The following is a 21,435-nucleotide window of genomic DNA, read 5'->3' on the forward strand; positions in this document are numbered from 1 at the left end:
ACAGGGATGAACGTCGAACCACTGTAGGAGCTGCCGCAGGCTGCGATCTTTTCGGAGCAGCGCCAAACCCTCGCTGAAACCCAAATCGCAGACAAAGAAAAGCCCGGCCTAAGCCGGGCTTTTCTCAGAGCTGCGAGCTAATTACTTAGCTTGAGCTTCAACCTTCGCTTCTACGCGACGGTTTACAGCGCGGCCAGCTTCAGTGGCGTTGTCAGCAACCGGGCGGGATTCGCCGTAGCCAACGGACTGAATGCGGGACGACTCAACACCGTACTGGTTGGTCAGAACTTGCTTAACGGCGCTTGCACGACGCTCGGACAGTTTCTGGTTGTAAGCGTCAGGACCGACGTTATCGGTGTGACCTTCAACAGTAGTGGTGGTGGACGGGTACTGCTTCATGAAGTCAGCCAGGTTCTTGATGTCGCCGTAGCTGTTTGGCTTGACTGCCGACTTGTTGAAGTCGAACTTCACGTCCAGCTCTACACGAACGACTTCAGCAACAGCTGGGCAGCCATCAGCGTCAACAGTAACGTTGGCTGGGGTGTCCGGGCACTTGTCAACGTTGTCGCAAACGCCATCGTTGTCGCTGTCGGAGCAGACTTCTGGAGCTGGAACCGGAGCAGCAGCAGGCTTGTTGCCGCCGCCGAAGTTAACACCCAGACCTACGGACGGGATGTAGTCCCAACGGCCGTTGTCCAGCTTGTAGTCAGCTTCTACGCCAGCACGAGCGTAAACGTTTTCAACGAAGTAGTACTTAACGCCAGCGCCAGCGGTCAGGAAAGTCGACTGGTCACGACCGGTGTGGCCGTCAGCGGCTACGTTGGTCAGGCTGCCGTGCTTGACACCACCTTGAACGTAAGGACGCAGAGCGTCGCCAGCGTTGTTGAAGTGGTACTGGGCGTTCAGACCGAACTGGTCGCCTTCGATTTTCTGGTTGCCGGTGTTGTTGTTCGAACGGGTGTAGTCATCGTTGTTGTAGGTGAAGTTCAACGATACGTCGTCGGTCAAGAAGTAACCGATGGAGGCGCCAGGAGTGTAGCCGTCTTCAACGTTGTTAACGCTGTCGTTGTACTTCTTCCCGTAGTTGAGCTCGCCTTCAACTGCGCCTTGGCCTTGTGCCAGTGCGCCGAACGAAGTAGCGGCAATAAGAGTACCAATGGCCAAGCCCAAGGTGTTTTTCAGTTTCATCCGTTAAATCCCCATCTGGTGATTGTGAAGCAGTCCCGCAAACCGGGGGACAACTCGGCGGCAAGTCTAACAGAACTTGCCTACGCGTAAGAGATATTTGCGCTGAACTAAGTTTCAGCAATGCCTGCAAATTTCTCACGCAATTTATCTAGAGCGCGCTTGTACCGCATTTTTGTTGCACTCAAACCCATGTGCATGATGTCTGCGATCTCCTGAAACTCCAGCTCTGCGACAAAACGTAGCACCAGAATTTCGCGGTCAATCGGGTTCACATACACCAACCAGCGATCAAGTCCGCCCTTTTCCTCAGGTTTCGGCGCCTTTTCTTCGGACGCTTCCTCGAGGGGATCAAGACTCAATGCGTCCATCAAGCGACGCTTTCGCCGTTCCTTTCGATATTGTGTGATGCACTCGTTGTACGTGATGCTATATAGCCATGTCTTGAACTTCGATTTACCTTCGAAGTTCTTCAGGCCATACAGCACCTTCAACATGACCTCCTGACAGACATCGTCTGCGTCGCGATCGTTCCCGAGATATCGTGCGCATACGTTAAATAATGTTCGTTGGTAACGCCGCATCAGTTCTTCATAGGCGCGTGTTACGTGAAACAGTTCGGTATGCGAGCGCGCGACCAACTCCTCATCAGAGAGCTCGCGGGGGTCGTAGCGCATGGATAACGATTGGGTTTTATTCAAAACAAGTCGGGCCGACAGTCAGGTCAATGTCCGCCGCAGCCAGCATCAGCAGGCATTTTGCGGCGGCATACATTAGCAGAGTTTGCCGGGTTAGCGGCTACTCACATGCTGCTCAAGGAGAATCCGATTGGAAAGAGAGACTAGCTCACCCTCATCGGTCAGCAATGTGGTTTTAACCGTGCCGATCTCCTCGATCTGGCCTTCGACCTCGCCAACACGCACTTGTTGCCCAACCTGGTACAGCTCACGCACGTAGATTCCCGCAAGAATCTGGCCGGCAATTTCCCGGCTTCCCAACCCCATGGCCAGCGCTACCGCCAGACCAACGGTTATCAACACGATCACGATCACATGGTTCAGCAGGTCAGTCTTGACCTCCAGCTGGCTGATCGCAACCGAAATACTGATGATGATCACCAGGCCCTGGGCAATTCGACCAAGCCCTGAAGCATAGTCCAGGCCCACGCCTTCTGCCGCTCCACGCACCAGCCCGTTGGCCAGTTGCGCCAGCAAAACACCTACCAGTAACACCAGCGCCGCGCCGAAAACCTTCGGCAGATACAACGCGAGCATATCCAGCGTAGCTGAAACCCGCTCAAGTCCAAGAGATTCTGCGGCAGAAACCAGAAAAATAAGCAGAATGAACCAATAGACGATCTTGCCGATCAGGGTCGAGATAGGAACTTGCAATCCAGTGCGGGACAGCAGCTTGGTCAGGCCTGTGCCGCCCATCAAGCGGTCAAGGCCCAGCTTGGCAAGCAACTTGGAGAGCAGGGTGTCCAGCAGTTTGGCCACGACAAAACCCAACAGCAGCACAACCAGTGCGCCGAACAGGTTCGGAATGAAGTTCGCAACCTTGGTCCACAACGCAGTCATTGCAGTGACGAGGCTCTGAGTCCAGAGATCAAGTTCCATATTCAATCAGCCTTATCAGCAGTGCGGGCAGCAGGTTTACGAAGACGGGATACCGGCGCGACATGGGCCGCTCCGTTATTCAGGGCGATCATCAGTGCGGGCAACCAGCGCCCCAGCAGGCTGAACAGATCACCGGCGCCAACCTGGCGGTTGGCGGTTTTCAGCACACGCCCCAGGCACGCATCGTCGTCCCGGGTGGACGGTGAGGCCTTGAGCATGTCGCGTAAAGACTGTTCAAACGGATCGTGCATACGCACCTCTCGTGATGTCTGTGGGAGACGCGGTCAGTTTTGCTCGGGTCACATGGTTTCCCTCAGACCCAGCGCAAACGTCGGAATAACCACCACTGCCCCAGCGCCACCGAGACCATCATCAGGCAGGCGATCAGAAAGCCATAAGGGCTGGCGGAGAACGGGATTCCACCGACGTTGATCCCCAAAAGCCCGGTCAGAAAACTCATGGGCAAAAAGATCCCGGTGATGATGCCAAAGCGATACATCGTGCGGTTCATGCGCACGCTCAACCGGCGATCTTCCGCTTCCAGGACCAGCCCCACCCGCTCCCGGGTCAATTCCAGCTCTTCGAGGTAGCGGGTCAGGCTATTGTTCAATTCGTTCCAGTAATCACCATCGTCCTCGACGAACCAGGGCAATTTGATCCGCGTCAACTGCCCGAAAATATCCCGCTGCGGAGCAAGAAAGCGCTTCAACGCAGCCGCCCTTCGACGAATCTGCAAAACCGATCCGTGCTCAGGAGTATACCGTTCGTCGGCATCCAGTTTTTCTTCTTCCTCATCGACCACTTCCGAGAGACAGCTGACCAGATCCTGCACCTTGTTGGTGAGGTACTGCGCCATGCAAAGGATGAGTTCGGAGGCAGTTTTCGGCCCCTTGCCTTCGGACAGTTGCACCAGCAACTCGTCAGTGGCACGCAACGGACGCAAACGCAGGGAAATGACACGCTGGGCAGAGCCGAAGATCCGTACCGACACCATGTCTTCGGGCTCGGCACCGGGGTTCAGATTGACCCCGCGCAAAAATAGCAGCAGTTCGCTGTCTGAAAGCTGTACAAGTCGCGGACGAGTGTTTTCTTCGAGCAACAGGTCACAGCTGAATTCGCTCAGACCGCTGGATTTGCGCAACCAGGTCCGGGTTTGCGGATGACTGCGATCCCAGTGCAGCCACAGGCTTTCATGGGCCTGCAGCTGCAAGTCATCGAGTTCAGTCCGGGCAATCGAACGCGCGCCGCCTCTACCGTCCAGCACCAGGGCATGCACCAGCCCCCATTGCGCGTTTTCTTCCTCGAACATCCGCACTCCTTTGGTCGACCAGCGCTTTATTCAGGCATTTTCAGCGGGCTTGGCGAGATGATCACACCGTTGTTGTCCGCATAGATGTAATGACCCGGGTGGAAGGTCACGCCGGCGAAGGTCACGGCAACGTTGAGATCGCCGAGCCCGCGCCTGTCGGATTTCCTCGGGTGGCTGGCGAGGGCCTGAACGCCCAGATCGGTCTGTGCGATGATATCGACGTCACGGATGCAACCGTAGATCACCAGCCCTTCCCAACCGTTTTTCGCGGCTTTCTCGGCCAGCATGTCACCCAGCAACGCATGACGCAGGGAACCGCCACCGTCTACCACCAGCACTTTGCCATCCCCCTTGAGCTCGACTTGCTCCTTGACCCGCGAGTTGTCTTCGAAGCACTTGATGGTCACGATTTCGCCGCCGAACGAATCACGTCCGCCGAAATTGCTGAACATCGGTTCCAGCACCTGCACCAGTTCCGGATAGGCGTCGCACAGGTCAGGCGTGAGGTAATGGATCATCGAGAAACTCCTGAAAAGAGGAAGACAGCACGAACATCGGTGATGACTCAGTCACGCAAAGTGACCGGAACAGCTCAATGCGTCATATCTTAGCCGCAAGCCGATCAGAGCGAAATGCCCTTGTTAGAGCGTCAGGCTCAGATTGCCGCGGCCAAATCCTGTTGTGCTCCCGGCAAAGGTGTCTGCTGATCAGCCAGCCAACGAGTCACCAATGGCCAGACTTCAGCCTGGGCTGCCTTGCTGACGAGCATTTCCACGTGACCGAAATTGTCGCCGAAGCCCTGCTCACGCCCCAGATTGATGAATTGCTTGTGCTGCGAACCGACCTGATCGAACAACTTGCGACACGCCCAGGCCGGGTCCTGATGATCACCCGCGGCACTGACCGCCAGTACGGGCAACTTGACCTCGGCCAGGCCTGCCCACCAGTCCTTGTCGGCATCGCCGAAGCGCCCGAACAAGCCAAACCAGCGCATGCTTTCCAGGGCCAGGCCGATGGGCTCGTCCTCCGGGCCGCGCTTGAGGCGTGAACCGGACAATTGAGCAAAACGCTTGAGAATGAAGCGACCGCTCCACTCCACCGGTGGAATCTTCAATGGCCAGTAAGTGCGACTCACCTGGGTGCCGAAAAACGCCGCGGAAGCCACCACCGGCTCACCGATGTACTCGCCGCCCAGCGCTGCGGCCAGTGTAGTACCGCCCAGTGAGTGACCGATCCAGTGCGGCACCTGCCCGCTCTGTTCACGGACAAATGCACCGATGGCCGGCAGGTCATAGCGTGCGTAGTCGGCAACACGATTCTTGCGGTAATCGTGGTTACGCTGGGACAAGCCGTGACCGCGCATTTCCGGAATCCAGACGTCGAACCCCAGGCGAGCCAGGTAAGCGCCAAGCCCGATGCCTTTGGGGGAAAACCAGAACCGGCGATTGGAAAAGCTGCCGTGCAGCAGGATTACCGGCACGCCACGGGAGGACGACTCATCGGCCATGCCAAGACGCGTCACAGCCAGTTCGACGGTGAAGTCGGGGCTGTTACCGGGTTTCAAACGATAGACATCTTCGCTCAGATCACCGCGCCGTTCGGCGCTGATCAGAGCGACAGGAAATAGGTTGCTGCTGCTTTGCATAATCTCTTGCACAAAAAAGGGCGGCATCCAGATGGAGCCCGCCCTGCTTGAATCTTAAAGGCACCGCCCCGTGTGGGAGCGAGCCTGCTCGCGATGGACTCCAGAACAACGCGTTTATCCAGAAAACACGCGTTATCGTTTACGACCATCGCGAGCAGGCTCGCTCCCACAGAGAGCGGATCAAGCCGAAGCTTGACCTTCCGCCAGGAAGAACCAGGTTTCCAGTACGGAGTCCGGGTTCAACGAAACACTTTCAATGCCCTGCTCCATCAGCCACTTGGCCAGGTCCGGGTGGTCCGAAGGGCCCTGACCGCAGATGCCGATGTATTTGCCGGCCTTGTTGCACGCGGCAATGGCATTGGCCAACAGCTTCTTGACTGCCGGATTACGCTCGTCGAACAGGTGGGCGATGATGCCGGAGTCACGGTCCAGGCCCAGGGTCAGCTGGGTCAGGTCGTTGGAGCCGATGGAGAAACCGTCGAAGAACTCGAGGAATTCTTCCGCCAGGATCGCGTTGGACGGCAGTTCGCACATCATGATCACGCGCAGGCCGTTCTGGCCACGAGCCAGACCGTTTTCTGCCAGCAGATCGACCACCTGGCTCGCTTCGCCCAGGGTACGGACGAACGGCACCATGATTTCGACGTTGGTCAGGCCCATCTCGTTGCGCACACGCTTCAGAGCGCGGCACTCGAGTTCGAAGCAGTCACGGAACGATTCGCTGATGTAGCGCGACGCACCGCGGAAGCCCAGCATCGGGTTCTCTTCTTCCGGCTCGTACAGCTTGCCGCCGATCAGGTTGGCGTATTCGTTGGACTTGAAGTCCGACAGGCGCACGATGACCTTTTTCGGCCAGAACGCAGCGGCCAGGGTGCTGATGCCTTCAACCAGCTTCTCGACGTAGAAGCCGACCGGATCGTCGTAACCGGCGATGCGCTTGTCGACGCTTTCCTTGATGTCCTGCGGCAGGCCGTCGTAGTTCAGCAGTGCCTTGGGGTGCACGCCGATCATGCGGTTGATGATGAACTCCAGACGGGCCAGGCCCACACCGGCGTTCGGCAGTTGCGCGAAGTCGAAGGCGCGGTCCGGGTTGCCGACGTTCATCATGATCTTGAACGGCAGCTCAGGCATGGCGTCCACGGAGTTCTTCTTGATGTCGAAGCCCAGTTCGCCTTCGAAGATGAAACCGGTGTCGCCTTCAGCACAGGAAACGGTCACGCCCTGGCCGTCTTTCAACAGCTGGGTGGCGTTGCCGCAACCTACTACTGCCGGGATACCCAGCTCACGGGCAATGATCGCCGCGTGGCAAGTACGGCCACCACGGTTGGTGACGATCGCGCTGGCGCGCTTCATGACCGGTTCCCAGTCCGGGTCGGTCATGTCGGAAACCAGTACATCGCCTGGCTGGACCTTGTCCATCTCGGACACGTCCTTGATGATGCGGACCTTGCCGGCGCCGATGCGCTGGCCGATGGCGCGGCCTTCCACCAGCACAGTGCCGGTTTCTTTCAACAGGTAACGTTCCATGACGTTGGCCTGGGTGCGGCTCTTCACGGTCTCCGGACGGGCCTGCACGATGTACAGCTTGCCGTCGTCACCGTCCTTGGCCCACTCGATGTCCATCGGGCACTTGTAGTGCTTCTCGATGATCATCGCCTGCTTGGCCAGCTCGCTGACTTCGGCGTCGGTCAGGCAGAAACGTGCGCGATCGGCCTTGTCCACGTCGACGGTCTTGACCGAACGACCGGCCTTGGCTTCGTCGCCGTAGATCATCTTGATGGCCTTGCTGCCCAGGTTGCGGCGCAGGATGGCCGGACGACCGGCAGCCAGCGTACCCTTGTGGACGTAGAACTCATCCGGGTTCACCGCGCCCTGTACGACGGTTTCACCCAGGCCGTAGGCGCCGGTGATGAATACCACGTCACGGAAGCCCGATTCGGTATCGAGGGTGAACATCACGCCGGCGGTGCCGGTTTCGGAACGGACCATGCGCTGCACGCCAGCGGACAGGGCAACCAGCTTGTGGTCGAAGCCCTGGTGCACGCGATAGGAAATGGCGCGGTCGTTGAACAGCGAGGCGAACACCTCTTTGGCGGCGCGAATGACGTTTTCGACACCACGGATGTTCAGGAAGGTTTCCTGCTGGCCGGCGAAGGAAGCGTCCGGCAGGTCTTCGGCGGTGGCGGAAGAACGCACGGCCACGGCCATGTCAGGGTTGCCGGCGGACAGCGTGGCGAACGCAGTGCGGATTTCGGCATTCAGCTTTTCAGGAAACTCGGCTTCCATGATCCACTGGCGGATCTGGGCACCGGTCTTGGCCAGGGCATTCACGTCATCGACGTCCAGGGCATCGAGGGCGTCATGAATCTGCTGGTTCAGGCCGCTCAACTCCAGGAAATCACGATAAGCCTGAGCGGTCGTGGCGAAGCCACCGGGCACCGATACACCAGCGCCTGCCAGATTGCTGATCATCTCGCCGAGGGATGCGTTCTTGCCCCCCACATGCTCTACATCATGGACGCCGAGCTTATCGAGGGAAACTACGTACTCTACCAAGGTGATCTCTCCACTAACTGTGTTGGAAAAGCTCAAAACCGGCTGCTCGGGGGAGCGTTTGCCGGCCATATGGCCTGGACCTGGAAAATAAGTGAGAATGCGGGCCAATGGCGGCCGGCAAATCGCGCCTATCATATCCAAGATTCGTCACTAGCTTAAGGCCCAAGGTGCAAATGAAACGATCTGCTTTCTTTATCTCCGATGGTACCGGCATTACCGCCGAAACCCTGGGTCAAAGCCTTCTGGCGCAGTTCGAAAACATTGCCTTCAGCAAAGTCACGCGGCCGTATATCGACAACGTGGACAAAGCGCGGGCCATGGTACAACAAATCAACAAAGCCGCCGAAACAGACGGCTTCCGTCCGATTATCTTCGACACCATCGTCAATCAGGACATTCGTGAGATTCTCGCAACCTCGAATGGTTTCATGATCGACATATTCTCGACGTTCCTGGCACCACTTGAACAGGAACTGACCGAGCATTCTTCCTACACCGTGGGCAAATCCCACTCCATCGGCTCCAACACCAATTACATGGAGCGTATCGAAGCGGTGAACTTCGCCCTCGACAACGACGATGGCGCCCGCACGCACTATTACGACAAGGCCGATCTGATACTAGTGGGCGTGTCGCGATGTGGTAAGACGCCGACGTGTCTGTACATGGCGATGCAATTCGGTATCCGCGCAGCCAACTACCCGCTGACCGAAGACGACATGGAACGCCTGCAACTGCCAAACGCCCTGCGCGCCCACCAGCACAAGCTGTTCGGCCTGACCATCGACCCGGACCGCCTCACCGCGATCCGCAACGAGCGCAAACCCAACAGCCGCTATTCGAGCTACGCCCAGTGCGAGTTCGAAGTGCGCGAGGTCGAGAACCTGTTCCGCCGCGCAAACATCCCACACATCAACTCCACGCATTTTTCCGTGGAAGAAATCTCCGCGAAAATCCTTGTGGAGAAAGGTGTGGAGCGGCGGTTCAAGTAACTCTCGCCCCCCCCCTGTAGGAGCTGCCGCAGGCTGCGATCTTTTAATCTTGTTTTTTGAATTCAAAGTCAAAAGATCGCAACCTGCGGCAGCTCCTACAGGGCTCTCTCTAAATCACGAATAGATCCACAAACCGGTTCACCGGCGTAGCCTCTAGCCGCGCCCGATCCTTGCACAGCGCAAAAATCTCTTCGCTGCGCTGACCGGTGAATCGTGTCAGCAAGTTCGCCCTGAATTTCTCCTCCAGCAACGGGATACCTTCAACCCGGCGTCGACGATGCCCGATCGGGTACTCCACCACGACGTTATCCGTACTGGAGCCATCCTTGAAAAACACCTGCACCGCATTGGCAATGGAGCGCTTGTCGGCCTCCAGATATTCACGGGTGTAACGTGGTTCCTCGACGATCACCATCTTGTCGCGCAGCACATCGATGATCGGATGCGCCTTGTGGAAATCGTCCTCGTAGTGCTCCGCCACCAGATTGCCGAAGGCCAGCGGCACAGCGGTCATGTACTGGATGCAGTGATCGCGGTCGGCGGCATTTGCCAATGGACCGACTTTGGAAATGATGCGAATCGCCGATTCATGGGTGGTGATGACGATCCTGGCGATTTCGTGCAGGCGATTACGCACTTGCGGATGCAAGGTCACCGCCGCTTCGCAGGCCGTTTGCGCATGGAACTCGGCCGGAAAACTGATCTTGAACAGCACGTTTTCCATCACATAACTGCCGTACGGCCGCGAGAAACTGAACCCGCGCTTGTCTTCAGGCTTGAGTGCCAGATCGCTATTGGTGTGGCTGAACAGTACGTCGTAAAAACCCCACTGTTTGGCACTCAATATGCCGGGGATGCCCATCTCGCCACGCATCGCGATGTCCGCCAGGCGCACGCCACGACTGGACGCATCGCCCGCCGCCCAGGACTTGCGCGAGCCGGCATTCGGCGCATGCCGGTACGTGCGCAAGGCCTGACCGTCGGCAAAGGCGTGGGACAACGCCGACAACAACTGCTCGCGATTGGCGCCCATCAGCTTGGCCGTAACCGCAGTCGAGGCGACTTTCACCAGAATCACGTGATCGAGGCCGACGCGGTTGAACGAATTCTCAAGGGCGATCACGCCTTGAATCTCGTGGGCCATGATCATCGATTCAAGCACCGTGCGAACGGTCAGCGGCGCCTCGCCATTGGCCAGGCGCTTTTGCGACAGGTGGTCGGACACCGCGAGAATGCCGCCGAGGTTATCCGACGGATGCCCCCACTCGGCCGCAAGCCAGGTGTCGTTGTAGTCGAGCCAGCGCACGATGCAGCCGATGTCCCACGCTGCCTTCACCGGATCGAGCCGGTAACTGGTGCCCGGCACACGGGCGCCAAACGGTACGACGGTGCCTTCGACCGCAGGCCCCAGATGCTTGGTGCACTCCGGAAAACGCAGGGCCAGCAAGCCACAACCCAAGGTATCGATCAGACAGTTGCGCGCGGTATCCAGCGCCTCTTCGGACTCGATCTTGAAGTTGAGAACGTAATCGGCAATGTCCTGCAGGACCTTGTCGTAGTCGGGGCGGTTGTTCAGGTCGACGTTGGCACTCATGTTCGATTCACTCTGTGAAATGGGTCGTTGATGAGACCTCGGTTCAGGGCAGCTCCTACATGGTTCGGTGCCGTATTAGAACGAGTCACCCGGCACACGAACATAACCTTCCATCAACACTCGCGCACTGCGGCTCATGATCGCCTTGTTCACGGTCCATTCGCCATTGACCTGACTGGCCTCGGCGCCGACACGCAGGGTGCCGGACGGGTGGCCGAAGCGCACCGCATTGCGTTCGATACCGCCCGCCGCGAGGTTGACCAAAGTGCCGGAAATCGCTGCCGCCGTGCCGATCGCCACCGCCGCCGTGCCCATCATCGCGTGGTGCAATTTACCCATGGACAGTGCACGCACCAGCAGATCGACATCGCCTGCCGCAATCGCCTTGCCGCTTGAGGCCACGTAATCCGCAGGCTTGGCCACGAAGGCCACCTTCGGCGTGTGCTGCCGCTTGGCCGCTTCGTCGATGTTCGAAATCAGCCCCATGCGCAGCGCGCCGTAGGCACGGATGGTTTCGAACATCAGCAAGGCTTTCGGGTCGCCATTGATCGCGCCCTGCAACTCGGTGCCCTTGTAGCCGATGTCTTCGGCATTGACGAAAATCGTCGGGATGCCGGCGTTGATCATGGTCGCCTTGAAGGTACCGACGCCGGGTACTTCCAGGTCATCCACGAGGTTGCCGGTAGGGAACATCGAACCGCCGCCGCCCTCTTCATCCGCCGCTGGGTCGAGGAACTCGATCTGCACTTCGGCCGCAGGGAAGGTCACGCCGTCGAGTTCGAAATCGCCGGTTTCCTGCACTTCTCCGTTGGTGATCGGCACGTGGGCGATGATGGTCTTGCCGATGTTGGCCTGCCACACGCGAACCACTGCCACGCCGTTGTGCGGGATGCGGCTGGCGTCCACCAGACCGTTGCTGACGGCGAACGAACCGACTGCCGCCGACAGGTTGCCGCAGTTGCCGCTCCAGTCGACGAACGGCTTGTCGATCGACACCTGTCCGAACAGGTAATCGACGTCGTGATCGGCCTTGATGCTTTTCGACAGAATCACGGTTTTGCTGGTGCTGGAGGTCGCGCCGCCCATGCCGTCGATTTGTTTGTCGTACGGGTCGGGGCTGCCGATTACGCGCAGCAGCAAAGCGTCGCGGGCCGGGCCTGGGACCTGTGCCGCTTCAGGCAAATCCTTGAGGCTGAAAAACACGCCTTTGCTGGTGCCGCCGCGCATGTATGTCGCGGGTATCTTGATTTGAGCTGCGTGAGCCATGGTGCTCGTTACTCCTTGAGATGAGACACGGGACCCAAGGTCCCGTGTCCGTACAGCCTGTATTAAACGGCGACCGCCGACTCTTCGAGGAAGTCCTGGGCAAAGCGTTGCAACACGCCACCGGCTTCGTAGATCGACACTTCTTCGGCGGTGTCGAGGCGGCAGGTCACCGGCACATCGACGCGTTCGCCGTTCTTGCGATGGATCACCAGCGTCAGGTCTGCACGCGGAGTGCGGTCGCCAATCACGTCGTAGGTTTCACTGCCGTCGATGGCCAGGCTGTGACGGTTGGTGCCCGGTTTGAACTCCAGCGGCAACACGCCCATGCCCACCAGGTTGGTGCGGTGAATGCGCTCGAAACCTTCGGCGGCAATCGCTTCCACACCCGCCAGGCGCACGCCCTTGGCCGCCCAGTCGCGGGACGAACCCTGGCCGTAGTCGGCGCCGGCGATGATGATCAGCGGCTGCTTGCGATCCATGTAGGTCTCGATGGCTTCCCACATGCGCATCACTTTGCCTTCCGGCTCGACACGGGCCAGCGAACCCTGCTTGACCTTGCCGTTTTCCTGAACCATTTCGTTGAACAGTTTCGGGTTGGCGAAGGTGGCGCGTTGCGCGGTCAGGTGGTCACCACGGTGAGTCGCGTAAGAGTTGAAGTCCTCTTCCGGCAGGCCCATTTTCGCCAGGTATTCGCCGGCGGCGCTGTCGAGCATGATGGCGTTGGATGGCGACAGGTGATCGGTGGTGATGTTGTCCGGCAGTACCGCCAGAGGGCGCATGCCCTTGAGCGGACGAGCGCCGGCCAGCGCGCCTTCCCAGTACGGCGGACGGCGGATGTAGGTGCTCATTTCGCGCCAGTCGTACAGCGGCGCGACTTTCGGGCCCGTGTCTTCGTGGATGGCGAACATCGGGATGTACACCTGGCGGAACTGCTCAGGTTTCACCGAGGCTTTCACCACCGAGTCGATTTCTTCGTCGCTCGGCCAGATGTCTTTCAGGCGGATTTCCTTGCCATCCACCACGCCCAGAACATCTTTTTCGATGTCGAAACGGATGGTGCCAGCGATGGCGTAAGCAACCACCAATGGCGGCGACGCGAGGAACGCCTGCTTGGCGTACGGGTGGATCCGCCCGTCGAAGTTGCGGTTACCGGACAACACGGCCGTGGCGTACAGGTCGCGGTCGATGATCTCTTGCTGGATCACCGGGTCCAGTGCGCCGGACATGCCGTTGCAGGTGGTGCAGGCGAAAGCCACGACGCCGAAGCCGAGTTTGTCCAGCTCATCGGTCAGGCCGGCTTCGTCGAGGTACAGCGCGACGGTTTTCGAACCCGGTGCCAGGGACGACTTGACCCACGGCTTGCGAGTCAGGCCGAGCTTGTTGGCGTTGCGCGCCAGCAGGCCGGCGGCAATCACGTTGCGCGGGTTGCTGGTGTTGGTGCAGCTGGTGATGGCGGCGATGATCACCGCGCCATCCGGCATTTGACCCGGCACATCGTCCCATTTGCCGGAGATGCCTTTGGCTGCCAGATCCGAAACCGCGACACGAGCGTGCGGGTTGCTCGGGCCAGCCATGTTGCGCACCACCGAAGACAGGTCGAAGGTCAGGCCGCGCTCGTATTGCGCACCTTTGAGGCTGTCAGCCCACAGGCCGGTCTGCCTGGCGTAGTTCTCGACCAACTGCACCTGCTCGTCTTCACGGCCGGTGAGTTTGAGGTAGTCGATGGTCTGTTGGTCGATGTAGAACATCGCCGCGGTGGCGCCGTATTCCGGGGCCATGTTGGAGATGGTCGCGCGGTCGCCGAGGGTCAGCTTTGATGCGCCCTCACCGAAGAACTCCAGCCATGCACCGACCACTTTTTGCTTGCGCAGGAACTCGGTCAGCGCCAGCACCATGTCGGTGGCGGTGATGCCCGGTTGCAACTTGCCAGTCAATTCGACGCCAACGCTTTCCGGCAGACGCATCCACGATGCGCGGCCGAGCATCACGCTTTCGGCTTCGAGACCACCAACACCGATGGCGATCACGCCCAACGCATCGACGTGCGGGGTGTGGCTGTCGGTGCCGACGCAGGTATCAGGGAAGGCCACGCCGTCTCGCACCTGGATCACCGGAGACATTTTCTCCAGGTTGATCTGGTGCATGATGCCGTTGCCCGGCGGGATCACGTCGACGTTCTTGAACGCCTTCTTGGTCCAGTTGATGAAGTGGAAACGGTCTTCGTTGCGACGGTCTTCGATGGCGCGGTTCTTCTCGAACGCCTCTGGATCGAAACCGCCGCGCTCGACGGCCAGGGAGTGGTCGACGATCAGTTGCGTCGGCACCACCGGGTTGACTTGTGCCGGGTCACCGCCCTGCAGTGCAATGGCGTCACGCAGGCCGGCGAGGTCGACCAGCGCGGTCTGCCCGAGAATGTCGTGGCACACCACGCGGGCCGGGAACCACGGGAAGTCGAGGTCGCGCCTGCGTTCGATGAATTGCTTCAGGGATTCGGTGAGCGTGGCCGGGTCGCAGCGACGCACAAGGTTTTCCGCCAGCACGCGGGAGGTGTACGGCAGGGTGTCGTAGGCGCCAGGCTGGATCGCCTCGACCGCTGCGCGGACATCGAAGTAATCCAGGTGGCTGCCAGGCAGCGGTTTACGGAATTGTGTGTTCATCGTCAGGACTCGGTCACGGTAGTTTCAAAAGGTGGGGCCTGGCACCGGCTTCGAAGCCAATGCAATCCACTGTAGGAGCGAGCCTGCTCGCGATAGCGATGTAACTGGTGACATTGATGTTGAATGTCAGTCCGTCATCGCGAGCAGGCTCGCTCCTACAGGGATCTGCTTTGAACTCAGATCCCGGTGCCGACCTCCACCATTCAGCGTTGTTCGATGGGTACGAACTTGCGCTGTTCAACGCCTACGTACTCGGCGCTTGGACGGATGATGCGGTTGTTGGCACGCTGTTCGTACACGTGGGCGGCCCAGCCGGTCAGGCGCGAGCAGACGAAAATCGGCGTGAACAATTTGGTCGGAATGCCCATGAAGTGGTACGCCGAGGCATGGTAGAAATCGGCGTTCGGGAACAGTTTCTTCTGCTCCCACATGGTCTTGTCGATGGCTTCGGACACCGGGAACAACACCTTGTCACCCACTTCGTCAGCGAGCTTTTTCGACCAGCCCTTGATTACCTCGTTACGCGGATCGTTGTCCTTATAGATCGCGTGGCCGAAGCCCATGATCTTGTCCTTGCGCTCGAGCATGCCGAGGGTGCCTTTGATCGCGTCTTCCGGCGACGAGAAACGCTCGATCATTTCCATCGCCGCTTCGTTGGCGCCACCGTGCAGCGGGCCGCGCAGCGAGCCGATGGCCGCGGTGATGCACGAATACAGGTCGGACAGGGTCGACGCGCAAACACGTGCGGTGAAGGTCGAGGCGTTGAACTCGTGCTCCGCGTAGAGAATCAGCGAAACGTTCATCACCTTGACGTGCAGTTCGCTCGGCTTCTTGCCGTGCAGCAGGTGCAGGAAGTGGCCGCCGATGGACTGCTCGTCGCTCACGCAATCGATGCGCTTGCCTTCGTGGCTGAAGTGATACCAGTAAGTCATGATCGCCGGGAACGCGGCCAGCAGGCGGTCGGTCTTGTCGTGCTGCTCAGAGAAGTCGTTCTCCGGTTCCAGGTTGCCGAGGAACGAGCAACCGCTGCGCATAACGTCCATCGGGTGGGCGTCGGCGGGGATGCGTTCCAGCACTTCCTTCAAGGCTTGCGGCAGGTCACGCAGCTTGCTCAGCTTGTCGATGTAGGCGTTCAGTTGTGCTTTGCTCGGCAGCTCGCCATACAGCAGCAGGTAGGCGACTTCTTCGAACTGTGCGTCAGCCGCCAGTTCACGAACGTCATAACCACGATAAGTCAGACCGGCACCCGACTGGCCCACGGTGGACAGTGCGGTTTGCCCGGCTACCTGGCCACGGAGCCCGGCGCCACTGAGTACTTTTGCTTCGGCCATTTTTTGTCTCCAATATTCTTTTTGTCAGAGAAACCTGTAGGAGCGAGCCTGCTCGCGAAGGTGGATGTAACACCTCGGTGCATCAGGGACACCACGTAATCGTTGACGTCCATCGCGAGCAGGCTCGCTCCTACATATAAAAGGTTCGATTACTTCTTCGCGGCGAACAACGCATCGAGCTTCTGCTCGAAGGTGTGATAGTCGATGCGATCGTAAAGCTCCATGCGGGTCTGCATGGTGTCGATGACGTTTTGTTGAGTGCCGTCGCGACGGATCGCGGTGTAGACGTTTTCTGCGGCCTTGTTCATGGCACGGAACGCCGACAGCGGGTACAGCACCAGCGATACGTCGGCAGCGGCCAGTTGCTCGGTGGTGTACAGCGGCGTCGCGCCGAATTCGGTGATGTTGGCCAGGATCGGCGCTTTCACGCGGTTGGCGAACAGCTTGTACATGTCCAGCTCGGTGATGGCTTCCGGGAACACCATGTCGGCGCCGGCTTCGATGCACGCAGCAGCGCGATCCAGGGCAGACTCCAGGCCTTCCACCGCCAGGGCGTCGGTACGGGCCATGATCACGAAGCTGTCATCGGTACGCGCATCGACGGCGGCCTTGATGCGGTCGACCATTTCCTGTTGGGTCACAATCTCTTTATTAGGACGGTGCCCACAGCGCTTGGCGCCAACCTGGTCTTCGATGTGAATCGCCGCGGCGCCGAACTTGATCATCGACTTGACGGTGCGAGCGACGTTGAACGCCGAGGAACCGAAACCGGTATCCACGTCCACCAGCAATGGCAGGTCGCAAACATCGGTGATACGGCGCACGTCGGTCAGCACGTCATCCAGGCCGGTGATGCCCAGGTCAGGCACGCCGAGGGAGCCGGCAGCCACCCCGCCACCCGACAGGTAGATCGCCTTGAAACCGGCGCGCTTGGCCAGCAGCGCGTGGTTGGCGTTGATCGCACCGACCACTTGCAGTGGGTGTTCGCTGGCGACCGCATCGCGGAAACGCTGGCCTGGTGTGCTCTTGTTCAAACTCATGACTCACCTCGTTTGGCTGTCGGGTTAGCGCCGTCCTGATAATGACGGGCGATATTGCGTTTGGAGGCGCCGATGTGACGGCGCATCAACAACTCGGCCAGTTCACCGTCACGGTCGGCGATGGCATCGAGAATGCGGTGGTGCTCGGCAAATGCCTGGTGCGGGCGATTGGGCGTGGTGGAAAACTGGATGCGGTACATGCGCACCAGTTGATAGAGCTCGCCGCAGAGCATTTGGGTCAGCGTGCGGTTGCCGCTGCCCTGGATGATTCGGTAATGGAAGTCGAAATCGCCTTCCTGCTGGTAGTAGCCTCTCCCGGCCTGAAACGCCTCATCGCGCTCGTGGGTTTCCAGGACCCGACGCAGCTCGTCGATTTCTTCGAGGCTCATGCGCTCGGCGGCCAGGCGACAAGCCATGCCTTCCAGGGATTCGCGGATTTCGTAGAGTTCAATCAGTTCGGCGTGATTGAGCGACACCACCCGAGCGCCGACATGCGGCACACGAACCAACAGGCGCTGACCTTCCAGACGGTGGATGGCCTCGCGCAACGGGCCCCGGCTGATGCCGTAGGTGCGCGCCAGCTCCGGTTCGGAGATTTTGCTGCCCGGCGCAATCTCGCCTTTGACGATAGCCGCCTGGATGCGACGGAAGACGTTCTCGGACAGGGTCTCCGTATCGTCTTGCGTTGAAACGGGGGGATCGAGTTGATCCAGCATATTGTCGACACCTTGTGAGCCAATGCCGCAAAAACTAACGAATACAGGCGACACAGTCAAAGGTTAAATCGATATTGTCGACAATCTTCTGATAACCGGCTGCACCATAACGAAGCAACCCCTCTGTTTATAGCCACCGGCCAGCGCTGGCGCCATCAAACTACCGTGCTAGAATGCCGCCCGCATTTGTTTGTCACATCTGCACTGCCTGTCATGAAAACCTGACAGGCATACGAGGGAGCTTGCGCAGCGATGCCAGGGCCTTGAATCAAGTCGGACCGCTGCGCACCAGGATTTATGAGACTCAAGCCCTTCCCTGCCTTCCTTTATTTCCTTTGCCTGCCCGGTTTTACAATGGCCGGGGAAAAGACCCTGTATGGCCTCAATGAGTATGCGTCGCTCAATGGCATTGACCTGGAAGTGGCGGCCAAACTCGACACCGGGGCGAAAACCGCGTCCCTGAGTGCGCGGGATATCAAACGTTTCAAACGCAACGGCGAGTCGTGGGTACGTTTTTATCTGGCCATCGACACCGCCCATTCGCACCCGATCGAACGCCCGCTGGCCCGTGTCAGCAAGATCAAGCGCCGGGCCGGCGACTACGCTCCCGAAGAAGGCAAAAAGTACACCGCCCGTCCGGTGATCGAACTGGATATCTGCATGGGCTCGGCCCTGCGCAGCATCGAAGTGAACCTGACCGACCGCAGCGCTTTCCAATACCCGCTACTGATTGGCTCCGAAGCCCTCAAGCGCTTCGATGCACTGGTCGACCCCAGCCTTAAATATGCTGCCGGCAAACCCGCCTGCACCACCGACGCTTATACCGCCGAGTAATTCAAATGCGCTCTCTTACCCTTCATCTGAAACTGCTGATCGCCATCCTGGTGGTGCTGGGCATTTCAGTTACGGCCTATCAGATCTTCGTGCTGGGCATCCCGGTGACCGAAGACGCAACCGACGACCTGTGGAACATCGACGCCAAGGTCGAGTTCGTCGCCAGTGCCAAGGACCCGGTCAAGATCCAGATGTTCGTGCCACCGCTGAGCCGCGACTTCGTCAGCCTCAACGAGAGCTTCATCTCCAATAACTACGGCGTGGCCGTGAACCGGGTCGATGGCAACCGCAAGGTCACCTGGTCGGCGCGCCGGGCCAAAGGCAATCAGACGCTGTATTACCGCCTGGTGCTGACCAAGCGTTACTCCGGTGAGAAAGCCAAGATCAAAGGCCCGACCTTTCGCGACAGCATGACCATCGAAGGTCCGGAAAAAATCGCCGCCGAAGCCCTGCTCGCGCCGATTCGCCAGCACTCGGCCGACGTCGAAACCTTCGTCGGCGAATCCATCAAGCGGGTCAACAACCTCAACGACGACAACGTGAAGCTGTTGCTGGCCGGTGATCCGTCCACCGCACACAAGGCAAAAATCGTCGAGTTGCTGCTGTCCATCGCCCACGTGCCGATCGAGAAGGTCCACACCATCCGTCTGGTGGCCGACCAGCCGCAAATACCGGAACTGTGGCTGCGCAGTTTCAATGGCACCGACTGGCTGTACTTCAACCCGGAAACCGGTGAACAGGGCCTGCCGACCGACCGCCTGCTGTGGTGGACCGGCGACGAAAACCTGATCACCGTCGACGGCGGCAAGAAAGCCAACGTGACCTTCAGCCTGAACAACAGCGAAATGAACGCCATTCGCCTGGCCAAGCTGACCGACGAAAACACCGACGCCAACTTCCTCGAATACTCGCTGTACGGCCTGCCGCTGCAAACCCAGCAGACCTTCATGATCATGGTGATGATCCCGATCGGTGTGCTGGTGATCCTGATCCTGCGTAACCTGATCGGCATCCAGACCCTGGGGACATTCACCCCGGTGCTGATCGCCCTGGCCTTCCGCGAAACCCAGCTCGGCTTCGGCATCATGCTGTTTACCATCATCACGGCGCTGGGGCTCTCGCTACGGTCCTACCTCGAACACCTGAAGCTGCAAATGCTGCCGAGGCTGTCGGTGGTGCTGACCTTTGTGGTGGTGTTGATCGCAGCCATCAGCCTGTTCAGCCACAAACTCGGCCTGGAGCGCGGCTTGTCGGTGGCGCTGTTCCCGATGGTGATCCTGACCATGACCATCGAACGCCTGTCGATCACCTGGGAAGAACGTGGCGGCGGCCATGCGATGAAAGTGGCCATTGGCACACTGTTCGCCGCGTCCCTGGCGCACCTGATCATGACCGTGCCGGAACTGGTGTACTTCGTGTTCACCTTCCCGGCGATCCTGCTGATCCTGGTGGGTTTCATGCTCGCCATGGGTCGTTATCGCGGTTATCGCCTGACCGAACTGGTGCGTTTCAAGGCTTTCCTGAAAAAGGCTGACGCCTGATGTTCGGCTTCTGGAAGACCTGGAAGGCCCTGGAAGCCCGGGGCATCATGGGGATCAATCGGCGCAACGCAGACTATGTGCTCAAGTACAACAAGCGCAGCCTGTACCCGATCGTCGATGACAAGATCATCACCAAGGAGCGCGCCATCGCCGCCGGCATCCATGTGCCCGAGCTGTATGGCGTGATCTCCACCGAGAAGGAAATCGACAATCTCGAAGAGATCATCGGCGGGCGCAAAGACTTCGTGATCAAACCGGCCCAGGGCGCTGGCGGCGATGGCATCCTGGTCATCGCCGACCGTTTTGAAGGCCGCTATCGCTCGGTGTCCGGCCGAATCATCAGCCATGAAGAAATCGAGCATCAGATTTCCAGCATCCTGACCGGCCTGTATTCCCTGGGCGGCCACCGCGACCGGGCGCTGATCGAATACCGCGTGATTCCGGACCAGATTTTCAAGAGCATCAGTTACGAAGGCGTGCCGGACATTCGCATCATTGTTTTGATGGGCTACCCGGTGATGGCCATGCTGCGCTTGCCGACCCGTCAGTCCAACGGCAAGGCCAACCTGCACCAGGGCGCCATCGGCGTCGGTGTGGATCTGGCCACCGGCCTGACCCTGCGCGGCACCTGGCTGAACAACATCATCAACAAACACCCGGACACCACCAATGCAGTGGATGGCGTGCAACTGCCCTACTGGGACGGTTTCATGAAACTCGCCGCTGGCTGTCATGAGTTGTGCGGGTTGGGCTACATCGGTGTCGACATGGTCCTGGACCAGGAAAAAGGCCCGTTGATTCTTGAGCTCAACGCCCGGCCCGGGCTGAATATCCAGATTGCCAATGACTGCGGGCTGACGTTGCGTACTCATGCGGTGGAAGCACGACTGGAAGACCTGAAGGCTCGTGGCGTGACCGAATCGGTCAAAGAGCGCGTGGCGTTTGTGCAGGAGATGTTTGGGCATATTCCTGCGGTTGAGGGTTGATCCAGATCCGAGTCGCCTCTTTCGCGAGCAGGCTCGCTCCCACAAGAACAGCGCTGAACCCTGTGGGAGCGAGCTTGCTTGCGATGACTGATTTGTATGCACCCAAAGCCCCCAGCTTTGCTCCAATCTTTCAATTTCCGACATCCCTCTAGGACCAAATCCTGCAG

18 protein-coding genes are annotated in these 21,435 nt (G+C 59.2%); 4 read left to right on the top strand and 14 right to left on the bottom strand.

Annotation, left to right across the window (positions count from 1 at the left end; all coding sequences use genetic code 11):
• Positions 1–141: 141 nt before the first annotated feature.
• From KGA83_RS24275 to ppsA, 8 genes are all read right to left on the bottom strand, one after another.
• Positions 142–1,188: an OmpA family protein gene (locus KGA83_RS24275; protein WP_108218913.1), complete on the bottom strand. Its 1,047-nt coding sequence runs from the start codon at positions 1,186–1,188 to the stop codon at positions 142–144.
• A 107-nt stretch (positions 1,189–1,295) separates the two neighbouring features.
• Positions 1,296–1,886, bottom strand: coding sequence for an RNA polymerase sigma factor SigX (gene sigX, locus KGA83_RS24280; RefSeq protein WP_081501652.1), 591 nt, complete (start codon positions 1,884–1,886; stop codon positions 1,296–1,298).
• A gap of 90 nt (positions 1,887–1,976) precedes the next feature.
• The gene (locus tag KGA83_RS24285) at positions 1,977–2,801 is read right to left on the bottom strand and encodes a mechanosensitive ion channel family protein (protein ID WP_223531085.1); all 825 of its coding nucleotides are present in this window, start codon (positions 2,799–2,801) and stop codon (positions 1,977–1,979) included.
• Between the two features lie 2 nt (positions 2,802–2,803).
• Positions 2,804–3,052 carry a CrfX protein gene (locus KGA83_RS24290; RefSeq protein ID WP_223531086.1) on the bottom strand — a complete coding sequence of 83 codons (249 nt, stop codon included), beginning with the start codon at positions 3,050–3,052 and terminating at the stop codon, positions 2,804–2,806.
• Positions 3,053–3,114: 62 nt separating this feature from the next.
• Positions 3,115–4,110, bottom strand: a complete 996-nt coding sequence (locus KGA83_RS24295) for a zinc transporter ZntB (RefSeq protein WP_108218914.1) — start codon at positions 4,108–4,110, stop codon at positions 3,115–3,117.
• Between the two features lie 26 nt (positions 4,111–4,136).
• Positions 4,137–4,625 (bottom strand): ribonuclease E activity regulator RraA, encoded by a 489-nt coding sequence (gene rraA, locus KGA83_RS24300; RefSeq protein WP_177318800.1) that lies wholly within the window; start codon positions 4,623–4,625, stop codon positions 4,137–4,139.
• Between the two features lie 140 nt (positions 4,626–4,765).
• On the bottom strand, positions 4,766–5,755 hold the full coding sequence (locus tag KGA83_RS24305; RefSeq protein WP_108218915.1) for an alpha/beta fold hydrolase: 990 nt from the start codon (positions 5,753–5,755) through the stop codon (positions 4,766–4,768).
• Between the two features lie 180 nt (positions 5,756–5,935).
• Positions 5,936–8,311: a phosphoenolpyruvate synthase gene (gene ppsA / locus KGA83_RS24310; protein WP_108218917.1), complete on the bottom strand. Its 2,376-nt coding sequence runs from the start codon at positions 8,309–8,311 to the stop codon at positions 5,936–5,938.
• A 173-nt stretch (positions 8,312–8,484) separates the two neighbouring features.
• Here ppsA and KGA83_RS24315 point away from each other — a divergent pair, with 173 nt between their 5' ends.
• Complete coding sequence (locus KGA83_RS24315) at positions 8,485–9,303, top strand: pyruvate, water dikinase regulatory protein (RefSeq protein WP_108218918.1); 819 nt, start codon at positions 8,485–8,487, stop codon at positions 9,301–9,303.
• A 109-nt stretch (positions 9,304–9,412) separates the two neighbouring features.
• Here KGA83_RS24315 and prpD read toward each other — a convergent pair whose 3' ends face one another.
• From prpD to KGA83_RS24345, 6 genes are all read right to left on the bottom strand, one after another.
• On the bottom strand, positions 9,413–10,897 hold the full coding sequence (prpD, locus tag KGA83_RS24320) for a 2-methylcitrate dehydratase (protein ID WP_223531087.1): 1,485 nt from the start codon (positions 10,895–10,897) through the stop codon (positions 9,413–9,415).
• Between the two features lie 75 nt (positions 10,898–10,972).
• The gene (gene prpF / locus KGA83_RS24325; protein ID WP_108218920.1) at positions 10,973–12,163 is read right to left on the bottom strand and encodes a 2-methylaconitate cis-trans isomerase PrpF; all 1,191 of its coding nucleotides are present in this window, start codon (positions 12,161–12,163) and stop codon (positions 10,973–10,975) included.
• A gap of 62 nt (positions 12,164–12,225) precedes the next feature.
• A complete protein-coding gene (acnD, locus tag KGA83_RS24330) occupies positions 12,226–14,820 on the bottom strand; it encodes a Fe/S-dependent 2-methylisocitrate dehydratase AcnD (RefSeq protein ID WP_223531088.1) in 2,595 nt (864 codons plus the stop codon).
• A 203-nt stretch (positions 14,821–15,023) separates the two neighbouring features.
• The gene (gene prpC, locus KGA83_RS24335) at positions 15,024–16,151 is read right to left on the bottom strand and encodes a 2-methylcitrate synthase (protein ID WP_108218922.1); all 1,128 of its coding nucleotides are present in this window, start codon (positions 16,149–16,151) and stop codon (positions 15,024–15,026) included.
• A gap of 149 nt (positions 16,152–16,300) precedes the next feature.
• The gene (gene prpB / locus KGA83_RS24340; RefSeq protein ID WP_108218923.1) at positions 16,301–17,191 is read right to left on the bottom strand and encodes a methylisocitrate lyase; all 891 of its coding nucleotides are present in this window, start codon (positions 17,189–17,191) and stop codon (positions 16,301–16,303) included.
• Entirely contained in the window at positions 17,188–17,907 is a 720-nt protein-coding gene (locus KGA83_RS24345; RefSeq protein ID WP_218431358.1) for a GntR family transcriptional regulator, read from the bottom strand. The genes prpB and KGA83_RS24345 overlap by 4 nt, the downstream gene beginning before the upstream one ends.
• Before the next feature lie 297 nt (positions 17,908–18,204).
• Here KGA83_RS24345 and KGA83_RS24350 point away from each other — a divergent pair, with 297 nt between their 5' ends.
• The 3 genes from KGA83_RS24350 to KGA83_RS24360 are packed head-to-tail and all read left to right on the top strand — an operon-like array spanning position 18,205 to position 21,268.
• Positions 18,205–18,741 carry an ATP-dependent zinc protease gene (locus tag KGA83_RS24350; protein ID WP_108218925.1) on the top strand — a complete coding sequence of 179 codons (537 nt, stop codon included), beginning with the start codon at positions 18,205–18,207 and terminating at the stop codon, positions 18,739–18,741.
• A gap of 5 nt (positions 18,742–18,746) precedes the next feature.
• Complete coding sequence (locus KGA83_RS24355) at positions 18,747–20,282, top strand: inactive transglutaminase family protein (RefSeq protein ID WP_108218926.1); 1,536 nt, start codon at positions 18,747–18,749, stop codon at positions 20,280–20,282.
• Entirely contained in the window at positions 20,282–21,268 is a 987-nt protein-coding gene (locus KGA83_RS24360; protein WP_108218927.1) for an alpha-L-glutamate ligase-like protein, read from the top strand. The genes KGA83_RS24355 and KGA83_RS24360 overlap by 1 nt, the downstream gene beginning before the upstream one ends.
• Positions 21,269–21,435 lie beyond the last annotated feature (167 nt).

The sequence above is a fragment of the Pseudomonas sp. GL-R-19 genome (genome assembly GCF_019956375.1).
GTDB lineage: Bacteria > Pseudomonadota > Gammaproteobacteria > Pseudomonadales > Pseudomonadaceae > Aquipseudomonas.

Excerpts from the sequence above, each read along its gene's own strand:
- KGA83_RS24275 (WP_108218913.1), bottom strand. The coding sequence starts at position 1,188 with ATGAAACTGAAAAACACCTTGGGCTTGGCCATTGGTACTCTTATTGCC.
- KGA83_RS24285 (WP_223531085.1), bottom strand. The coding sequence starts at position 2,801 with ATGGAACTTGATCTCTGGACTCAGAGCCTCGTCACTGCAATGACTGCG.
- KGA83_RS24290 (WP_223531086.1), bottom strand. The coding sequence starts at position 3,052 with ATGCACGATCCGTTTGAACAGTCTTTACGCGACATGCTCAAGGCCTCA.
- KGA83_RS24295 (WP_108218914.1), bottom strand. The coding sequence starts at position 4,110 with ATGTTCGAGGAAGAAAACGCGCAATGGGGGCTGGTGCATGCCCTGGTG.
- KGA83_RS24305 (WP_108218915.1), bottom strand. The coding sequence starts at position 5,755 with ATGCAAAGCAGCAGCAACCTATTTCCTGTCGCTCTGATCAGCGCCGAA.
- KGA83_RS24315 (WP_108218918.1), top strand. The coding sequence starts at position 8,485 with ATGAAACGATCTGCTTTCTTTATCTCCGATGGTACCGGCATTACCGCC.
- prpD (WP_223531087.1), bottom strand. The coding sequence starts at position 10,897 with ATGAGTGCCAACGTCGACCTGAACAACCGCCCCGACTACGACAAGGTC.
- prpF (WP_108218920.1), bottom strand. The coding sequence starts at position 12,163 with ATGGCTCACGCAGCTCAAATCAAGATACCCGCGACATACATGCGCGGC.
- acnD (WP_223531088.1), bottom strand. The coding sequence starts at position 14,820 with ATGAACACACAATTCCGTAAACCGCTGCCTGGCAGCCACCTGGATTAC.
- prpC (WP_108218922.1), bottom strand. The coding sequence starts at position 16,151 with ATGGCCGAAGCAAAAGTACTCAGTGGCGCCGGGCTCCGTGGCCAGGTA.
- prpB (WP_108218923.1), bottom strand. The coding sequence starts at position 17,191 with ATGAGTTTGAACAAGAGCACACCAGGCCAGCGTTTCCGCGATGCGGTC.
- KGA83_RS24345 (WP_218431358.1), bottom strand. The coding sequence starts at position 17,907 with ATGCTGGATCAACTCGATCCCCCCGTTTCAACGCAAGACGATACGGAG.
- KGA83_RS24350 (WP_108218925.1), top strand. The coding sequence starts at position 18,205 with ATGAGACTCAAGCCCTTCCCTGCCTTCCTTTATTTCCTTTGCCTGCCC.
- KGA83_RS24355 (WP_108218926.1), top strand. The coding sequence starts at position 18,747 with ATGCGCTCTCTTACCCTTCATCTGAAACTGCTGATCGCCATCCTGGTG.
- KGA83_RS24360 (WP_108218927.1), top strand. The coding sequence starts at position 20,282 with ATGTTCGGCTTCTGGAAGACCTGGAAGGCCCTGGAAGCCCGGGGCATC.